General features: G+C 51.6%; 9 protein-coding genes. 7 read left to right on the plus strand and 2 right to left on the minus strand.

From position 1 onward, the window contains the following. The first annotated feature begins 6 nt into the window (after positions 1–6). The 3 genes from E6C74_RS21215 (at position 7) to E6C74_RS09135 (ending at position 12,295) form a co-directional block, all read left to right on the plus strand. Complete coding sequence (locus tag E6C74_RS21215; RefSeq protein WP_206208398.1) at positions 7–9,576, plus strand: Ig-like domain-containing protein; 9,570 nt, start codon at positions 7–9, stop codon at positions 9,574–9,576. Between the two features lie 331 nt (positions 9,577–9,907). Further along, entirely contained in the window at positions 9,908–10,852 is a 945-nt protein-coding gene (locus E6C74_RS09130; protein ID WP_136484407.1) for a glutathione S-transferase family protein, read from the plus strand. A 165-nt stretch (positions 10,853–11,017) separates the two neighbouring features. Further along, on the plus strand, positions 11,018–12,295 hold the full coding sequence (locus E6C74_RS09135; RefSeq protein ID WP_136484408.1) for an MgtC/SapB family protein: 1,278 nt from the start codon (positions 11,018–11,020) through the stop codon (positions 12,293–12,295). Between the two features lie 142 nt (positions 12,296–12,437). Here E6C74_RS09135 and pta read toward each other — a convergent pair whose 3' ends face one another. Beyond that, the gene (pta, locus tag E6C74_RS09140; protein WP_136484409.1) at positions 12,438–14,582 is read right to left on the minus strand and encodes a phosphate acetyltransferase; all 2,145 of its coding nucleotides are present in this window, start codon (positions 14,580–14,582) and stop codon (positions 12,438–12,440) included. 154 nt (positions 14,583–14,736) lie between these two features. Beyond that, positions 14,737–15,933, minus strand: coding sequence for an acetate kinase (locus tag E6C74_RS09145; protein WP_136484410.1), 1,197 nt, complete (start codon positions 15,931–15,933; stop codon positions 14,737–14,739). A 348-nt stretch (positions 15,934–16,281) separates the two neighbouring features. Here E6C74_RS09145 and yfbV point away from each other — a divergent pair, with 348 nt between their 5' ends. The 4 genes from yfbV to E6C74_RS09165 all read left to right on the plus strand — a co-directional run bounded on the left by yfbV (position 16,282) and on the right by E6C74_RS09165 (position 20,147). Then, positions 16,282–16,734, plus strand: a complete 453-nt coding sequence (gene yfbV, locus E6C74_RS09150) for a terminus macrodomain insulation protein YfbV (protein ID WP_136484411.1) — start codon at positions 16,282–16,284, stop codon at positions 16,732–16,734. A gap of 647 nt (positions 16,735–17,381) precedes the next feature. Further along, positions 17,382–18,347 carry an ABC transporter substrate-binding protein gene (locus E6C74_RS09155; protein WP_136484412.1) on the plus strand — a complete coding sequence of 322 codons (966 nt, stop codon included), beginning with the start codon at positions 17,382–17,384 and terminating at the stop codon, positions 18,345–18,347. Between the two features lie 88 nt (positions 18,348–18,435). Next, positions 18,436–19,356, plus strand: a complete 921-nt coding sequence (locus E6C74_RS09160) for an ABC transporter permease (protein ID WP_136484413.1) — start codon at positions 18,436–18,438, stop codon at positions 19,354–19,356. Then, entirely contained in the window at positions 19,353–20,147 is a 795-nt protein-coding gene (locus E6C74_RS09165) for an ABC transporter ATP-binding protein (protein WP_136484414.1), read from the plus strand. The genes E6C74_RS09160 and E6C74_RS09165 overlap by 4 nt, the downstream gene beginning before the upstream one ends. The last annotated feature ends 4 nt before the right edge of the window (positions 20,148–20,151 follow it).

The raw sequence follows: 20,151 nt of genomic DNA on the forward strand, positions 1-20,151 counted from the left end.
GGCACCGTGACCGACACCACTAAGCTGGATCAAAGCGCGCCCACCAATAACGATGGCAGCAATAGCATTGCGTTTGTTGATGGCGGCGATGAGCTGCTGAGCCGCAGCGAAGCGACCAGCGTGACGCTGACAGGGAAAGTGGAAGCGGATGCGACGGTAACGGCGATCACCATTACTGACGGCGACACCACGCTGACTGTGGCGGCGGCAGACATCACGGTCGATGCAGACGGCAATGTGTCGGTCATTGGTCAAAACTTGTCTGGCCTGAACGACGGCGAACTGACTGTCACCATGAACGTCACCGACGCGGCGGGCAACCCAGGCACCGTGACCGACACCACTAAGCTGGATCAAAGCGCGCCCACCAATAACGATGGCAGCAACCGCATTGTGTTCGACGATGGTGGCGATGAGCTGCTGAGCCGCAGCGAAGCAAGCAGCGTGACGCTGACTGGTAAAGTGGAAGCGGATGCGACGGTAACGGCGATCACCATCACCGACGGGACGACCACATTAACGGTCGACAGCGATGACATCACGGTCGACGCAGACGGCAATGTCTCTGTCGCAGGCCAGGACTTATCCGGTCTGAACGACGGCGAGCTGACCGTGACCATGACTGTGACCGACGCCGCGGGTAACCCGGGCGCGGTGACCGACACCACCGAACTGGATCAAAGCGCACCAACCAACAACGATGGCAGCAACCGCATTAACTTTGTTGATGGTGGCGACGAACTGCTGAGCCGCAGCGAAGCGACCAGCGTGACCCTGACCGGTAAAGTGGAAGCGGATGCGACGGTCACGGGCATCACCATCACCGACGGGACGACCACATTAACGGTCGACAGCGATGACATCACGGTCGACGCAGACGGCAATGTCTCTGTCATTGGCCAGGACTTATCCGGCCTGAATGACGGCGAGCTGATCGTGACCATGAATGTGACTGACGCGGCCGGTAACCCGGGCGCGGTCACCGACACCACCGAACTGGATCAAAGCGCGCCAACCAACAACGATGGCAGCAACCGCATTAACTTTGTTGATGGTGGCGATGAGCTGCTGAGTAGCAGCGAAGCAAGCAGCGTGACGTTGACCGGTAAAGTCGAGGCGGACGCCACCGTGACCGGCATGACCATTACCGATGGCACGACCACATTGACGGTCAACAGTGATGACATCACCGTCGACGCAGACGGCAATGTCTCGGTGAGAGGCCAGGACTTGTCCGGCCTGAATGACGGCGAGCTGACCGTGATCATGAATGTGACTGACGCCGCGGGCAATCCGGGCGCCGTGACCGACACCACCGAACTGGATCAAAGTGCGCCCACTAACAACGATGGCAGCAATAGCATCGCGTTCAACGATGGCGGTGATGAACTGCTTAGCCGCAGCGAAGCGACCAGTGTGACGTTGACCGGTAAGGTGGAAGCGGACGCGACCGTGACCGGCATCACCATCACCGACGGGACGACCACATTGACGGTCAACAGTGATGACATCACCGTCGACGCAGACGGTAATGTCTCGGTCAGTGGCCAGGACTTATCTGGCCTGAACGACGGCGAGCTGACCGTGACCATGAATGTGACCGACGCGGCCGGCAACCCGGGCGCCGTGACCGACACCACCGAACTGGATCAAAGCGCACCGGAAAATAATGACGGCAACAATAGCATCGCGTTCAACGATGGCGGCGATGAGCTGCTGAGTAGCAGCGAAGCAAGCAGCGTGACGCTGACCGGTAAAGTGGAAGCGGACGCGACCGTGACCGGCATCACCATCACCGACGGGACGACCACATTAACGGTCGACAGCGATGACATCTCCGTCGACGCAGACGGCAATGTCTCTGTTACAGGCCAGGACTTGTCCGGCCTGAATGACGGCGAGCTGATCGTGACCATGAATGTGACTGACGCCGCGGGCAACCCGGGCGCGGTCACCGACACCACCCAACTGGATCAAAGCGCGCCAGCCAACAACGATGGCAGCAACCGCATTAACTTTGTTGATGGCGGCGACGAGCTGCTGAGTAGCAGCGAAGCAAGCAGCGTGACGTTGACAGGTAAAGTGGAAGCCGATGCGACGGTGACCGGCATCACCATTACGGACGGCGACACCACGCTGACGGTTAACGCCAGCGATATTAGTGTCGATGCAGACGGCAATGTCTCTGTCACAGGCCAGGACTTATCTGGCCTGAACGACGGCGAGCTGACCGTGACCATGAATGTGACCGACACCGCGGGTAACCGGGGCGCCGTGACCGACACCACCGAACTGGATAAAAGTGCACCGGAAAATAATGACGGCAGCAACAGCATCGCGTTCAACGATGGCGGCGATGAACTGCTCAGCCGCAGCGAAGCGAGCAGCGTGACCCTGACCGGTAAAGTGGAAGCGGACGCGACGGTCACTGGCATGACCATTACTGATGGCAATACTACGCTGACTGTGGCGGCGGCAGACATCACGGTCGACGCAGACGGCAATGTCTCTGTGGCAGGCCAGGACTTGTCCGGCCTGAACGACGGCGAGCTGACCGTGACCATGAATGTCACTGACGCCGCGGGCAACCCGGGCACCGTGACCGACACGACCAAGCTGGATCAAAGTGCACCGGAAAATAATGACGGCAACAATAGCATCGCGTTCAACGATGGCGGCGATGAGCTGCTGAGTAGCAGCGAAGCAAGCAGCGTGACGTTGACTGGTAAAGTCGAGTCGGACGCGACCGTCACCGGCATGACCATCACCGACGGGACGACCACATTGACGGTCAACAGTGATGACATCACCGTCGACGCAGACGGTAATGTCTCGGTCAGTGGCCAGGACTTGTCTGGCCTGAACGACGGCGAGCTGACCGTGTCCATGAATGTGACCGACGCGGCCGGCAACCCGGGCACCGTGACCGACACCACCGAGCTGGATCAAAGCGCACCGGAAAATAATGACGGCAGCAACAGCATCGCGTTCAACGATGGCGGTGATGAACTGCTGAGCCGCAGCGAAGCGACCAGTGTGACGCTGACCGGTAAAGTGGAAGCGGACGCGACCGTCACGGGCATCACCATCACCGATGGCTCGACCACATTGACGGTCAACAGTGATGACATCACGGTCGACGCAGACGGCATTGTCTCTGTCGCAGGCCAGGACTTGTCCGGCCTGAACGACGGCGAGCTGACCGTGACCATGAATGTCACCGACGCCGCCGGCAACCCGGGCGCGGTCACCGACACGACCGAACTGGATCAAAGTGCGCCCACCAACAACGATGGCAGCAACAGCATTAACTTTGTTGATGGCGGCGATGAACTGCTGAGCCGCAGCGAAGCGAGCAGTGTGACGTTGACCGGTAAAGTCGAAGCCGATGCAACGGTAACGGGTATCAACATCACCGACGGCGACACGACGCTGACGGTCAACGCCAGCGATATTAGTGTGGATACGGACGGCAATGTCTCTGTCACAGGCCAGGATCTGTCCGACCTGAACGACGGCGAACTGACCGTGACCATGAATGTGACTGACGCGGCCGGTAACCCGGGCGCGGTGACCGACACCACTAAGCTGGACCAAAGCGCGCCCACCAACAACGATGGCAGCAATAGCATCGCGTTCAACGATGGTGGCGATGAGCTGCTGAGCAGCAGCGAAGCAAGCAGCGTGACGTTGACCGGTAAAGTGGAAGCGGATGCGACCGTGACCGGTATGACCATCACCGACGGGACGACCACATTAACGGTCGACAGCGATGACATCACGGTCGACGCAGACGGTAATGTCTCTGTCACAGGCCAGGATCTGTCCGACCTGAACGACGGCGAACTGACTGTGACCATGAGTGTCACCGACGCGGCCGGTAACCCGGGCGCCGTGACCGACACCACTAAGCTGGACCAAAGCGCGCCCACCAACAACGATGGCAGCAACAGCATTAACTTTGTTGATGGCGGCGATGAACTGCTGAGCCGCAGCGAAGCGAGCAGCGTGACGTTGACCGGTAAAGTGGAAGCGGACGCGACGGTAACGGGCATCACCATCACCGACGGGACCACCACATTGACGGTCAACAGTAATGACATCTCTGTCGACGCAGACGGCAGTGTCTCTGTCATTGGCCAAAACTTGTCTGGCCTGAACGACGGCGAGCTGATCGTGACCATGAATGTGACTGACGCGGCGGGCAACCCGGGCGCGGTGACCGACACCACCGAGCTGGATCAGACCGGTCCTTCTCCTATAGCTAACAGCATTGTGTTTGAAGACGGCGGCGATAACTTCGTCAACAGTGATGAAGCGAGCAGCGTCGACCTGACCGGTGAAGTGGAAGCGGGCCACCGCGTGAGCCGCATAGTAATCAGTGATGGTAATGCCGAGCACGATATCGTAGTGGCTGACGAAGACATCTTGGTGGCTGCGGACGGCACGGTGACCGTGGCGGATCAGGATTTATCCGGATTCAACGAAGGCACACTGACCGTCACCATGACCGTGGTCGACCCGGCGGGCAATGACCTGGCGGTGACGGATATCACGGTGCTGGATCTGACTTTCGCTACTGCAGGTAACGCTACAAACGATGATGCGGTAACTAAAGAGGATACCGCGATAACGGTTGACGTTTTGGCGAACGATTCTGACTCCACTTACAGCGGAGAGCTGACTTTGGTTGCCGGATCTGTCTCTTTGGCAGAAGACTTTGAAAATGCAGGTACAGTGGCAATTGTTAACAACCAGATTGTCTTTACACCGGCAAATAACTTCAGTGGTGAAGATATCGTCGTGAATTACACCGCGATGGATGCTGAAGGCAATACTGCTAATGCGACACTGACTTTGGATGTTACACCAGTTGCAGATGCGCCTAAATTTGAAGACTCTGCTGTCAATTCGAATCCGGGAGATGGTCTGACTATAGAGACCTGGACCGGAGTTTATCCAGAAGATTCTCAAGGTAACTGGGATGGCTCAGGTGTCTCTGCTGATCGACTGGAAGCTGTGGTGCGTGCTTATGTGAGTGGAAGTGCTACCGCTGATAGTTATAACTCTTCAACCATTCAGACCGTGACAGGAAGTACCTACAGTGGTCAGGGGACATTAACGGTTATTTCCGGGTTCATTTATCTTGAGGCGAATACAGTGTATGCCTTTGGTGGTCAAGCCGATGACAGCCTGTATGTGAAAGTCGGAAGTGATATCGACGCTTCGGCAACGTGGGGAACTGGGGCACAAGTTTCAGGTGATACGGTGACGGTGGAAGAGTCCGGCTACTATCCAATTGAAATCGCGCATCACAATGAACACGCAGATGGCTCTTATGAGGTTAATATTACCGCGAATGGTGTTACATCGAGCTTAAGTACTGAGCACTTCTCGCTGTTTAGCGATATGGATGCCATTGTTGCATCTGGTATTCGTTTAGCCGGGACCGTCAGCGACGAACAAAGGAATCTGGATCACTACATTGCCTATTCAGTTAACGAAGGCGATGAAGACACAAGTATTCCATTGACCTCATTCACCGTAGATGTGACGGATGACTCTGAAACGATAACCGAGGTGACTGTAACCGGAGCTCCTGTAGGAACGGTACTCACTGACGGAACCAATACGATTACTTTTGTCACTGAAGGTCAGGTGATTTCAGTTAAGGACTTTGATTTCGAAAACATGTCACTGACGCCGCCGCAAGACTTTAATGGCACGATCAATTTAACCTTTACCGCCACGTCGACCGAAGGGGAACTGGCTGCGGTTGAGTCAGAACAGAGTGCTACAGCGACGAAAGAGATCAGCGTTGAAGTTCATAGCGTCAATGATGCTCCGGTGATTGAGAATATTAGCTCTGTTTCGGTATCTGAAGAGGGACTTCCGGGCGGCAACCCTGATACTAATGGACCTGTTGATACTACGGACAACAAACAAGCGAGCGGAACATTCGATGTCAGTGATGTTGATGGCGATTCTCTGGTACTGTCACTATCCAGTTCTGCGAGTTTGACCTGCGGTGGCGAAGACGTTGTCTGGCTTTGGGATACTGATAGCAACACCTTAATTGGTTATGTTGGCGAAATTGGTGGTGACGATTATCAGTCTGTGGTGACGGTAACTCTGACCGAGCCACAAGCGGGTTCAACCCAATGGAGCTATGGTGTTGAATTACAGGCACCGCTTGATCATCCTGATACCAGTTCAGAAGACGTTGTTGATTTTAATGTGACATTGTCAGTCTCAGACGGGCAAACTGTAACGCAAGGCACTATCAATATTGCGGTTGAGGATGACTCACCGATTGCAGGGTACAGCCCGTCACAGGCACTAACCATCAACAATATTCCGGATATTCTGGTTGGTGAATTTAATCTGAGTAATTACAGTCCTGCGGCTAATCAGGGATTCACTATCAGCGCGAGAAGTTTTGCTTCGGCTAATGATTTGACCTTAGTCGATGGAACGGTTTCTTCGTCCCACGAAGGTATTGGTGTTAGTGGTCCATCGCCTTATCACCGTTTAGATAATGAAGTGGACTATCGTGAGCTTGGTGGTGAAGGTGCATCGGAAGAGATCATCATTACGCTGGACGAGGGCACGGTTGCGTACGGCTTTAATGTAGATTTCGGTTACTTCTATGGTGGTGAAAAAGAGTCGGGTGAAGTTGAGTTCTGGCGTGATGGGGTACTGATTTCGACCCAGTCCTTTGAATCTGAAGATGACGGTGGTAATCAGTCAGCAGATTTTGTCCTGGCTAAAGATGGTGGCTTTGACAAAGTGGTTATCCGGGCCACGGACAATGGAGTTGGTAACCACAGCGACAACAGCGATTTCACCATTAAGTCAATTAAGTTTATTGGTACTGAGGATAACGGGTCTGAGCCAATTGCTTACGGAAATGGACAGGTTGATGTTGATTGGGGCGCTGATGGACAAGGGTCTCTAGCCATTATGTTTAACGATTCAGATTGGAGGACCGATGATAGTCTTCCGATCAGATTTATTGACAATGGGAATAATACGATCTTGGGGCAGGAACCAGATGGAACGTTAGTCTTCCGTCTTGAATACACGCCATCGACTGGCTCCTGGGAGTTCTATCAATATCAGGCGATGATGGCCTCAGATGGTGACACAGATATTAATTTCACCGTTTATGCCACCGATGGTGACGGCGATGTTGCAGAGGGTGGTTTTGCTGTTACTCCGCTAACACCTCCCACAGTCAGTAATCTGATGCTGACTGTTTCGGAAGAAGGTCTGGACAACGGTATTGAGGATTCTTCATTGGATCAGCCAAACCATGGCACCACTGATTCTGTCACGGATGAAGGTGATGTTACGTTAACTGGTCAAGGGACATTGTCACTTGGTGAACCGGATGAGAGTCTAACGTCCAATGGACATACGATTCACTGGCAGTTGTCGACCGATGGTCAGACTCTGACCGGCTCAGCAAATGGCTCTCCGGTGATTGAAGTCGTGGTGGACAGTGCTGGGCACGTAAGCACCAAACTATTCGGAGCGATTGACCATCCTCAGGGGGCAGACAGTCTGACTGTTAATGTGCCGGTTACTGCCACAAACGGTGTTGGCTCAACTTCGGGTAAGATTGCGGTTGTGATTGAAGATGATGTTCCTACTGCTTCTGAGATATTCGAGTTCTCTGCTCCGCAAACGAAGCAAGGTGCGAATGTTCAGTTGATCGTTGACATCTCAGGTTCATCAAATGGACAAGATGATGTCAGAGAGGCGGTGACTGATATCCTTGAGCAGTATAAGTCATTAGGTGAAACTAAAGTTCAGTTGATTGTATTTAGTGATACTGCTTGGCTTCAGGGTTCAACTTCATGGCTTGATGTAGACGATGCGTTAGCTCTGGTTGACAATCTCTATGACAATGGCTCTACAAGTAACCCATCTCATGCCAAAGGGCAAGCTGACTATGACGAAGCATTAGAGTTTGCAGCACAGCAGTGGAAGTGGAGTGAAGATGGTGCTCTTAACGATGCAACAAACGTGAGTTATTTCTTGTCCGATGGCAAACCGAATGGGCATGACGGGTTCGGTCCGTGGAAGAATGATAATTCTATAAATAACAAAGAACTAGATAAATGGTTAGACCATCTGGAGACTAACGGAATCACTAGTATTTCGTACGGGTTTGGCTCCAATGTCGACGTAGACCAGCTAAATATGATTGCTTACGATGGCTTTAACAAGGCAGAGAGCTCTGCGGTCGTTGTGTCTGCAGCAAGTGATCTTCCGAATGTGATCCAACAGTCGCAAGTTAAGATTATTGAAGGCTCTTTAACTGAGAGCGGGAATAGTTTTGGTGCAGATGGTGGTTATGTAAGTCAGTTGTCTGTTGAAGGGGTCGTGTTTAGTTTTAATCAGACGTGGGTATACAGAACCGGATGTGATAACAACCTAAGCGCTTGGTATAACTCTGATAGTCATGAACTTATCATCTCTCGAGACAATGAATATCAATTAGTTATCGATTTAGTGAGCGGAGATTACCGTTTCATTGGTGCTAATCAAGATCAATCTCAGCGCATCGAGTTTGGTTATACCCTGACCGATAAAGATGGAGATTCCAGCTCCAGCACCATGACGTTTGTCACCGGTTATGACATCAACTCCACGCTTGATGCTGTTGATACCGTACATGTATACAATGATGGCGATTCGGTCCAATGGTCTTCGGTTCCTGTGGATATCGCGAGTACATCCAGCAGTGTTGACTACAGTGAAAATGGCCTTGTAGTAAACGTCGGTGCCGGTGGTGATGATGTGTTCCTTGGCGATGGTGATGACGTTATGTTCCTTGGCGACAGCCATATTGAAGGTCTGGATGACAATGCCACTGCTGCACAGAAGCAAGCAGCTGCCCAGGAAGTCATGGAGGCCTTTGGTTCGGGTCATGACAGTGATTGGCTGGTCGATGCTGATGATGAAGACAGTGCACTGAATATAAGCGCAGCAAGTAATGCCTATGTGGATATTGCGCACGGCGGCGGCGGTGATGACTACATCTATGGCGAAGGTGGTGTCGATGTTATCTTCGGCGGCTCTGGTAATGATCATCTGTTCGGTGGTGACGGCAACGATACCTTACGTGGCGGCACGGGCGATGACGTACTTAACGGCGGCGCCGGTGATGACATCCTGGTAGGTGGTCTGGGTAACGATATCCTGACTGGTGGTGAAGGTAATGACCTGTTTGTGTTTGATGGCGAGTTCCAGAATGACCATGAATACAAACACCAGATGGATGTGATTACTGATTTCCACCAGGGTGACAAGCTGGATCTGTCACTGATGATGGAAGATCTGGGAAGTGATTCGATGGAAGATCTGCTGGCACACGTTAATGTCAAAGTGGAAGACAACGACATAGAACTGACGTTTGAAACCGGTACGGGTGAAGACAGTCACAGCCAGTCTATCGTGTTGAGTGGAAGTGCGAGTCAGTTTGGTCTTAACGACCAGTCGAGTAGCTCGGATATCACTAGCATGCTGCTGAGCGATATCATTAAGCACGATCCAACAAACAGCTAGTACTGTTCAGGTAAGTATGTAAAGGTTCGGCACATATTCCCGGCTTCGGCCGGGTGTATGGCCGAATTTTTTTGTTTGTGGATGCTCACTCTGGATTGATTGGTCTCTGCGTTTGTTTCAGCTCCACCTGCTGCAATCGATGAGGTGATTGCTCTTGAGTGCTAATTGGTGAGTCACTGCTGGTTATATTTCTGTTGTGACATTTACCGTTTGTTTCTCACCTAGTTCAAATTTTTCGAATATCTAAGCCAATCCTTCCCGGTTATTTCCCGATTTTGCCTATCTATAATGGTCTTAATTAAGAGTCAAAAACATTTTAACGAGGTGAATCATGGGTAAATTAGTCGAGGGTGTATGGCACGACGTTTGGTATGATACCAAAAACAGTGGCGGCCGTTTTGTGCGTGAAGACGCAGGCTTTCGTGACTGGGTTGAAAATAAACCAGACGCAAAATTTACTCCGGAGTCCGGACGCTATCATTTGTATGTATCGCTGGCGTGTCCGTGGGCGCACCGAACTCTGATTTTCCGTCAGCTCAAGCAGCTACAAGAGCATATTGACGTCACTATCGTTTGTCCGGATATGCTGGCAGAAGGCTGGACTTTTGGTATCCCTGAGCCGCTGTTTGGTCATACCCGTATGCATCAGATTTACACTCAGGCTAAATCGGATTACACCGGTCGGGTGACCGTACCTGTCTTGTGGGATAAGAAGAGGAACACCATTGTCAGCAATGAATCGTCTGAAATCATCCGGATGTTCAACACGGCATTTAACGCCTTGACGGGTAACCAGGATGACTACTATCCGCAGCATCTACAGGCGTTAGTGGATGAGTGGAACGAGTTTATTTATCCGAACATCAATAATGGTGTTTATCGCTGTGGTTTTGCCACCACGCAAGAAGCGTACGAAGAAGCGTATGATTCGCTGTTTGCGGCACTGGATAAGGTGGACAGTCACCTGGCGACCCATCGTTACTTAGCTGGTAATGTGATCACGGAAGCGGACTGGCGTCTGTTTACCACACTGATTCGTTTTGATGCGGTGTATGTCGGCCATTTCAAATGTAATAAAAAACGTATTGCGGACTATCCGAATCTGAACGGTTATCTGAAAGAGCTGTATCAGGTGCCGGGCGTGAAAGAGACCACCGATTTTTATCATATTAAGCGCCACTATTACTTCAGCCATACCACAATCAATCCGACTCAGATTGTGCCGGTAGGACCGGATCTGGATCTGGACACATCGCACGGTCGTGAAGGGATTTAAATACCTGAACCTGCCGATGTAGCAATACTGATAAACCCTGGCCAATCGGCTGGGGTTTGTTTTATCTGAAATGTGAACTCCATTTTTATCAAAACCTTATACACTTATTAGAGGGTACATCTGCCATTGTCCTGCTCACCGGGATCAACCCGTGATGGAGTTATTATGGAGCTTACCAACGTCAGTCAAAGTGTTATCTGGAATCTACTTATTGCTCTCTTGCTGGGTGCCATTGTCGGTACGCAGCGTGGCTGGGTAACGCGGCATAATGTCGAGGGGTCGCGGGTGGCTGGTATTCGCACCTTCTCTTTGGTGGGTCTGTATGGCGGCTTATCGGCGGTGCTGGCTGAACGCTATTCGCCGCTGCTGCTTGGCTTTGCACTATTGGCGCTGGTGATGGTTACCTGCATCGCGTTTGTGCTTAAGCAGCGTAAATCACAGGACATCAGTATTACCGGCGTGGTGAGCTTGTTAGTCACTTTTGTCATCGGCAGCCTGGCGGTGTCCGGTAATCCTGTGCTAGCGGCCGTCGCGGCGGTCATTACTGCCTTGGTGCTGGACAATAAGCAGGAGCTGCACCAGGCGCTGCAAAAGCTGCAGGAATATGAACTGGATGCCGCACTGCGGCTGATGTTGATTTCGATTGTGATGCTGCCGCTATTACCCAACCAAAGCTACGGCCCTTGGGGAGCACTGAATCCGTACGAGATTTGGTGGATGGTGGTACTGATCGCCAGTATCTCTTTTATTGGCTACTTTGCCATTCGTATCGGTGGTGCCCGACGCGGCGTGCTGTTTACCGCTGCGTTTGCCGGGCTTAGCTCGTCGACCGCCTTAACCTTACAATTTTCCCAGTTGTCGCGTGAGCGGGCTGACATCAGTCCTTTGCTGGCGTGTGGTATTCTGCTTTCGTGCGGTACCATGTTTCCGCGGTTGTTGGTGGTACTTTCATTAATTAACAAGAATTTATTGCCGATGCTGGCGCCTGTGGTGGCAGTGATGATGCTGGCGCTTTACCTGCCGGCATGGTTATTGTGGCGCTGTGCTGAGACAGTGGCCCCTGAACAACAAAGTGAACAGGAAAAACGCCATAATAATCCGCTGGCGTTGCAATCGGCGTTGTGGTTTGGCCTGGTTTTGGCCCTGATCATGTTGCTATCGCATGCTTTGTCAGAGTGGTTTGGCGAAGCGGGTACCCTGGGCCTGGCTGCGGTGTCCGGGATTACCGATGTCGATGCGATTACTCTGGCACTGGCGAGGCAGAGCTCGGACGGACTGGATAATCATACTGCGGCGTTGGGTATTGTGATTGCAGCCTCGGTCAATACTCTGGTGAAAATGGGGATGGCCTGGGTAGTGGGTGACAGGCAGGTCGGCATAAGAGTGATGCCGGTGATGCTGCTGTCTGTCGGGCTGGGTTTACTGACGCTGTGGATGATCTAAATATCGTCAGCTGATTGTTAAATGTGTCAGTGCTTTTTACAAGGGCTGTTTTTTCACAAGAGCAGGGCTTTTCACAACAGCAGGGCACAAATAAACAAAAGGCCTTCGCAGTGCGAAGGCCTTTATCTTCAGTCAGAAGCCATTATTTTTGCTCTTGGTCTGCCTGAATTGCAGTCAGAGCGATGGTGTAGACGATATCGTCAACCAGCGCGCCGCGTGACAGGTCGTTGACCGGCTTACGCATGCCTTGCAGCATCGGACCGATTGAAACCAGGTCAGCACTACGCTGTACCGCTTTGTAAGTAGTGTTACCTGTGTTCAGATCTGGGAACACAAATACCGTCGCTTTACCTGCAACCGGAGAGTTAGGGGCTTTAGAAGCGGCTACGTTCTCCATGATCGCTGCGTCGTACTGTAGCGGACCGTCGATAACCAGGTCAGGACGTTTTTCCTGTGCCAGGCGAGTCGCTTCACGGACTTTATCAACGTCAGCGCCTTTACCTGAAGTACCGGTCGAGTACGAGATCATCGCTACGCGAGGATCAATACCGAATGCCGCTGCAGAGTCTGCTGACTGGATAGCAATCTCAGCCAGTTGCTCAGCGGTCGGATCCGGGTTGATGGCACAGTCACCGTAAACCAGAACCTGGTCAGGCAGCAGCATGAAGAAGATCGAAGAAACGATCGACGCATTTGGTGCTGTCTTAATGATCTGGAACGGAGGAACGATGGTGTTGGCCGTTGTGTGAACGGCACCAGAAACCAGACCGTCGACTTCGTTTGCTTCCAGCATCATGGTGCCCAGGAATACTGAGTCTTCCAGCTTCTCGCGAGCAACCACTTCAGTCATGCCTTTCGCGCCGCGCAGCTCAACCAGACGAGCAACGTAGTTTTCGCGGATAGCGTCAGAGTCGATGATTTCAACACCAGCGCCCAGTTCAACACCCTGTTGCGCTGCTACGCGACGGATTTCATCCGGGTTACCCAGCAGGACACAAGTCGCGATACCGCGTTCAGCACAGATAGATGCAGCTTTAACGGTACGTGGCTCATCACCTTCAGGCAGAACGATACGTTTACCGGCACGACGAGCGAACTCAGTCAGCTGGTAACGGAACGCAGGCGGACTCAGACGACGAATTCCCTGAGTACCTTCACTCAGAGAGTCGATCCAAGGGCCGTCGATGTGGCTGGCAACGTGATCGTTAACGAACTCGATACGCTCTTTATCGTCCGCCGGAACTTCCAGGCTGAAGCTTTGCAGGTTCAGCGAAGTTTGCCAGGTGTTACCTTGTGCCTTGAAGATTGGCAGGCCTGATTCGAAAGCTGGTTTACACAGCTGTTCGATTTCGTGCGGGATATCGTAACCACCGGTCAGCAGGATAGCGCCGATCTCAACGCCGTTCATCGCCGCCAGAGATGCCGCAACGATAACGTCCGGACGGTCTGCTGAAGTGACCAGCAGTGAACCTGGTTTGAAGTGCTCAATCATGTGTGGCAGTGAACGGGCACAGAAAGTGATGCTCTTCACGCGGCGAGTGTTGATCTCACCTGCATTAACGATTTCAGCTTTCAGGTGCTTCGCCATGTCGATAGCACGGGTCGCGATCAGTTCAACATTCCATGGCACGCAACCCAGAACGCGGATTGGGCTGGAGTTGAAGATCTGCATCACTTCCAGGTTCGCTTTGGTCGCTGCGTCAGAATCGTCAAAGATTTCAGACAGATCAGGACGAGTACGGCCAGCTTCATCAACCGGAGCGTTCAGTTTGTTGATGATCACACCAGCGATGTTTTTGTTCTTCACGCCGCCGAAGTTAGAACAGGCAACTTCCAGACGCTCTTTCAGCTGAGATGGGTTGTCGGTGCCTGGAGTGGCAACCAAAACGATCTCTGCGCCCAGCGTTTTTGCTACTTCGTAGTTAACCTGGTTAGCGAACGGGTGCTTACGGGTCGGAACCAGACCTTCGATCAGAGTCACTTCCGAATCTTTATTGATTTGGTTGTAACGCTCAACGATGGTTTCCAGCAGCACGTCCATTTTCTCGCCGCCGATCAGGCCTTCAGCTTCAGGCATCGACATTGGCTGAGCCAGTTTGATGCTGCTGTTTGCACTGATGATGGTCGAAGTAAGGTCAGGCTGGTCGCCGCCACTGCGTGGCTGTGCGATTGGCTTGTAGAAAGAAACATTTACGCCTTTGCGTTCCATAGCACGCAGCAAACCCATGCTTACGCTGGTAAGACCAACGCCGGCACTGGTTGGGATAAGCATAATAGTACGGGACATTCTTAAAGTACCTCAACACTATTGTTTAAAATCTAAGGAGCTTAGATTAAAAGGAACAAAGCCCAACAGGCGATCTGCAAGATGAGAGTGACAGAGCGGGTGTTGAGCCCCTAAAAAACACTGGCTAACTCGAGGAGTTAGCCAGGGAATCTGATTAGATGTTGGTCAGACGAGCGGTGTCTTCAGCGATAACCAGTTCTTCGTTGGTTGAGATAACCATCGCTGGGATACGGCTGCCTTCAGTTGTGATAACACCTTCGCCGCCGAAACGTGCTTTCAGGTTCGCTGCGCCATCTACTTCGATACCGAAGATAGCCAGGCGGTTCAGAACCATTTCACGGATTGGTGCAGAGTTCTCACCGATACCACCGGTAAATACGATAGCGTCCAGACGACCGTCCATGCTAGCTGTGTAACCTGCAACGTATTTTGCCAGGCGGTGGCAGAATACGTCCATTGCACGAGTCGCTTCTTCTTTAGTGCCGTAGTTGTCTTCAACGAAGCGGCAATCAGAAGTGACTTCGGTCAGACCTTGTAGGCCAGACTCTTTAGTCAGCATCTTGTTGATGTCAGCGACTGAGTAACCCAGCGTGTCGTGCAGGTGGAATACGATCGCAGGATCGATATCGCCACAACGAGTACCCATAACCAGACCTTCCAGAGGAGTCAGACCCATAGAGGTGTCAACTGACTGGCCGTTCTTGATTGCACAAACAGACGCACCGTTGCCCAGGTGGCAGTTGATGATGTTCAGTTCGCTGGCTGGTTTACCCAGACGCTCTGCGGCTTCACGTGCGATAAACAGGTGAGAGGTACCGTGTGCGCCGTAGCGACGGATGCCATGCTCTTTGTACAACTTGTATGGCAGCGCGTACAGGTACGCTTCTTCTGGCATAGTTTGGTGGAAAGCAGTATCGAATACGGCAACGTTCTGCAGTGCAGGGAATGCTTTCTGAGCTGCTTTAATACCAACGATGTGCGCCGGGTTGTGCAGAGGAGCGAAGCTAGCCGCGTCTTCAATACCTTTCAGAACGGTTTCGTCGATCAGAGCTGATTGAGTGAACTGCTCACCGCCGTGTACAACACGGTGGCCAATGGCTTTCAGTTGCTCTGCCAGTTCTGGCTTAGAAGCAAGGATAGTTTCAACGATGAAAGTCAGAGCTTCATCGTGTGCAGCGCCATCACCCAGTTGAGCTTCGTGCTTGCCGTCAAGTTTCCACTTGATACGTGCTTCTGGAAGGTGTAGACATTCAGCAAGACCTGAAAGGTACTCGTCGCCATTTTGTGCGTCGACAACAGCGAACTTAAGTGAAGAACTACCGCAGTTTAAAACTAAAACTAGCTTAGACATGAGTAACTACCTGTAATAATCGGTTAGGACAAAAATTAATCTCAAGAATAGTCAACCCATGCAGGACTGCTACTAATCTTGGTCAATAAAGCTTCAATTTCCGTATAAAAAGACGTGACAGTGTCAGTGTAATCGTCGGTGCAATCCGTGCTGCATTCATCGCAGAGTTGCTTAAATAATAATTACGGGCAACAATGAGATTGAGAATGCGCAAAGGATAGCGATATTAGGTCAAGATAACAAAAAAAATTTGAAAGAATATTATAATTTGTCAAATTTTTACGCCATTTGTTGAATCGTTCAACTATTTTTTAAAGAACGATTGGCAGCTTTAACGAGGGGAATGGTATGAGTAATAAAGCAGGAATCATCCACAGCCTAAAAGATGGTCAGAAGTACATGGACACCTGGCCAATGCGCAAAGAGCTGAATCTGCTGTTTCCGGAACCGCGCATCATTAAAGCAACGCGCTTTGCGATTAAAGTGATGCCGGCGGTTGCGGCGATCAGTGTCCTGACACAGATGACCTTTCACAACGCTGGCGCGATGCCGCAGACGATTGTGATCGCGTTGTTCGCGATAAGCCTGCCGCTGCAAGGGATATGGTGGCTGGGCAACCGAGCCAATACCCAACTGCCGCCCGCTCTGGCGCATTGGTACCACGAACTGCATGAAAAAATCATTGAGACGGGGTTTGCGCTGGAACCGGCTAAGGCCAAGCCACGTTATAAAGAACTAGCCGCTATTCTCAATCGGGCATTTCGTCAACTGGATGAAACCTCGCTAGAGCGTTGGTTCTGAGTCTTGATGGCAGCTTTAGCCGTTCTATTAGCACTGAAGTTGCCGTTACTTAAGGTGAGTGATGAGTTTAAATACTCGATAGTAAATCTGTTATTCAATTAATTTAATACAGGTTCAAAGATATTAATATAATGAGTCACTTTTGTTGCTATCTTGATATTATTTTGTTGGTCGTGCGATGTTAAATTGTACGGCCTTTACTTTATATACAGATGTTTTTGTAAACAGATGTTTTTGTAAAGTGATGACTATTTCAACATAACCGCTAAGTTTAAATAATATTCAACCAGTTGCTTTTTCTAATGGCTAATGCCTCTGAGATGGCTGATGGCTCTAGTGCATCGCTCAGCGCTAATAAGATGGTTAGTTAGCTCAAAAACAGCAGCAGCCACGGCAGCTTCTTCAACTTAATTTACATGCGTGGCGCCGGTCAGCGTCCAGACGCCACATGCTCAAATAGTGAACTCTTCTCAAATTTGCGCGCGATACCATATTCCCAGCTCTCTTTTTGTTATTTTCCTGTTAACTCTCACTTCCCTTTCCCCGAACTAACTGGTAATAATGTTGTTAGTTGTACGCAGTGGATACAACAAACAAAAAACACAACATAGCACTAAAATAAAAAAGCTTTATATCAAGGAGTTAAGATGAAAGCACGCAAAGCTATTGCGACCGCTGTTCTGGCGGGCGCTGCATTACTCTCGTCGCAAAGCATTATGGCGAAAACCGCCAAAGTCGCAGTATCACAAATTGTTGAACACCCGGCACTTGATGCCGCTCGTCAGGGCCTGTTAGATGGTTTGAAAGCCAAAGGTTATGAAGAGGGCAAAAACCTCGAGTTTGATTTTAAAACCGCGCAGGGTAACCCGGCAATTGCCGTTCAGATCGCTCGTCAGTTTGTGGGTGAAAACCCGGATGTACTGGTTGGGATCGCAACCCCGACCGCGCAGGCTCTGGTTGCTGCAACCAAATCTATCCCTATCGTTTTTACTGCAGTAACCGATCCTGTCGGTGCCAAACTGGTGAAGCAGATGGAACAGCCGGGCAAAAACGTCACCGGTCTGTCGGATCTTTCTCCGGTAGAACAGCACGTAGAGCTGATTAAAGAGCTGATGCCAAACGTGAAATCGATTGGCGTGGTTTACAACCCGGGTGAGGCTAATGCGGTCAGCCTGATGGAGCTGCTCAAATCATCTGCCGATAAACATGGCCTGACTCTGGTCGAAGCCACGGCACTGAAAAGTGCCGATGTTCAGTCAGCTACTCAAGCTATCGCTGCGAAGTCAGACATCATTTATGCGCTGATCGACAATACAGTGGCGAGTGCAATTGAAGGCATGATCGTGGCGGCCAACCAGGCGAAAACGCCGGTATTTGGTGCTGCAACCTCTTATGTTGAGCGTGGTGCTGTGGCAAGCCTTGGCTTTGACTACTACCAGATTGGTGTGCAGACCGCAGACTACGTAGCCAAAATCCTGGATGGTGCTAAACCGGGCAGCCTGAACGTTGAAATCGCGAAAGGTTCTGACCTGGTGATCAACAAAACCGCGGCCGACAAACTGGGTATGACCATTCCGCAATCCGTCCTGGATCGTGCGACCAGCGTAAAATAATAAATGGCAGTGCGGCAGTGAACTGTTGCGCTGAACCTGACTGAGCGGCCTGCGGGCCGCTCAGAATTAAGCAGAAAAGGGAGTTTGTATGTCTGCTTTTGCATTTTTTGGGGCCTTAGAAGTTGGCCTGATTTACGGGTTGGTTGCTTTGGGCGTTTATCTGACGTTCAGGGTGCTCGATTTTCCCGATTTGAGTGTCGATGGCAGTTTTCCGATGGGCGCAGCGGTTGCGGCTACCGCCATTGTATCGGGCATCGATCCTTGGCTGGCAACCGGCCTGGCGATCGTTGCTGGTATGGCAACGGGCTGGGTGACCGCCTTTCTGACTGTGCGTTGTGGCATCTTGCATCTTTTGGCCTCGATTCTGACCATGATTGCCGCTTTCTCTATCAACATCCGCATCATGGGACGTCCGAACCTGGCACTGCTCGGGGAAGATACCATTCTGACACCGTTCGAAGCGATGGGCGATGCCATGTGGATTCGTCCGTTAGTGGTCGGTGTGCTGGTCGTTATCTCAGCGCTGTTTATTATTCGTCTGCTCAACAGTGACTTTGGCCTCGGTCTTCGTGCCACAGGCGTTAACGCGCGTATGGTGGCGGCTCAGGGGGCCAGCACAGCATTTTATACTTATTTTTGTCTGGCGATTTCAAATGGCTTTGTCGGTTTCGCCGGCGCACTTTTCGCTCAGACCAACAGTTTTGCCGATGTCACCTCAGGTGTCGGTACCATAGTGGTCGGCCTGGCCGCGGTTATTCTGGGTCAGACCTTGATCCCGGGGCGCAAAATCTGGGTCGCGGTGGTCGCTGTGATTGTCGGCTCGGTGTTGTACCGCCTGGCAGTGGCATTTGCTCTGAGTTCCGGTATGTTTGGCCTGCAGGCATCAGATCTGAACCTGGTGACCGCGGTCCTGGTTGCTGCAGCGCTGATCATGCCGCGTGTGAAACGCAATATGAAATCCAAAACACCAAAAAGCAAGCAGGGTAAGTCGTCAGGAGAAGCGGTATGATTCGGTTAGAAGATATTCAAGTGACCTTTAATCCCGGCACTATCCTCGAAAACCGCGCTCTGCGCGGCGTGAATCTTGAAGTGCCGGAGCATCAGTTCCTGACCGTGATTGGGTCGAACGGCGCCGGTAAATCGACGCTGCTCGGCGCTGTCACCGGTGAAACGCCGATGGTGGGCGGGCAAGTCTTGATTGATGATATTGATGTTACGCGCCAGAGTGTCGATCGCCGCGCAAATTTGTGTGCGCGGGTGTTTCAGGATCCGCTGGCCGGTACCTGTGGCGCCCTGACCATTGAAGAGAATATGGCGCTGGCCTACATGCGTGGTAAACGTCGTGGCTGGAAACATGCTTTGTCCAGCAATCGTCGTAAGTTGTTTCAGGAGCGGATCAGTATTCTGGGCTTAGGCCTCGAAGATCGCCTCGGTGACAGTATCGGTCTGTTATCCGGTGGTCAGCGTCAGGCTGTCAGTCTGGTGATGGCGACGTTATCGGACAGTAAGCTGTTGCTTTTAGATGAACATACTGCTGCGCTGGATCCGCGTATGGCGGCATTCATCATCGATCTGACCAAGAAAATCGTGACCGAGTTTAATCTGACGGTGATGATGGTCACCCACTCGATGAAAGATGCATTGGCGTGTGGTGATCGCACTGTCATGCTGCATCAGGGTAATATCGTTCTGGATGTGGCAGGTGAGCAGCGTGCCAATATGGATGTGCCGGATCTGCTGGAGATGTTCTCCAAAGTGCGCGGTGAAGAGTTGTCTGATGATAGTCTGCTGCTGAGCTAGTTGG

It is taken from the genome of Vibrio sp. H11 (assembly GCF_004804295.1).
Lineage (GTDB): Bacteria > Pseudomonadota > Gammaproteobacteria > Enterobacterales > Vibrionaceae > Vibrio > Vibrio ostreae.

Coding starts and splice junctions, on each gene's coding strand:
- E6C74_RS09130 (WP_136484407.1), top strand. CDS start 9,908: ATGGGTAAATTAGTCGAGGGTGTATGGCACGACGTTTGGTATGATACC.
- E6C74_RS09135 (WP_136484408.1), top strand. CDS start 11,018: ATGGAGCTTACCAACGTCAGTCAAAGTGTTATCTGGAATCTACTTATT.
- pta (WP_136484409.1), bottom strand. CDS start 14,582: ATGTCCCGTACTATTATGCTTATCCCAACCAGTGCCGGCGTTGGTCTT.
- E6C74_RS09145 (WP_136484410.1), bottom strand. CDS start 15,933: ATGTCTAAGCTAGTTTTAGTTTTAAACTGCGGTAGTTCTTCACTTAAG.
- yfbV (WP_136484411.1), top strand. CDS start 16,282: ATGAGTAATAAAGCAGGAATCATCCACAGCCTAAAAGATGGTCAGAAG.
- E6C74_RS09155 (WP_136484412.1), top strand. CDS start 17,382: ATGAAAGCACGCAAAGCTATTGCGACCGCTGTTCTGGCGGGCGCTGCA.
- E6C74_RS09160 (WP_136484413.1), top strand. CDS start 18,436: ATGTCTGCTTTTGCATTTTTTGGGGCCTTAGAAGTTGGCCTGATTTAC.
- E6C74_RS09165 (WP_136484414.1), top strand. CDS start 19,353: ATGATTCGGTTAGAAGATATTCAAGTGACCTTTAATCCCGGCACTATC.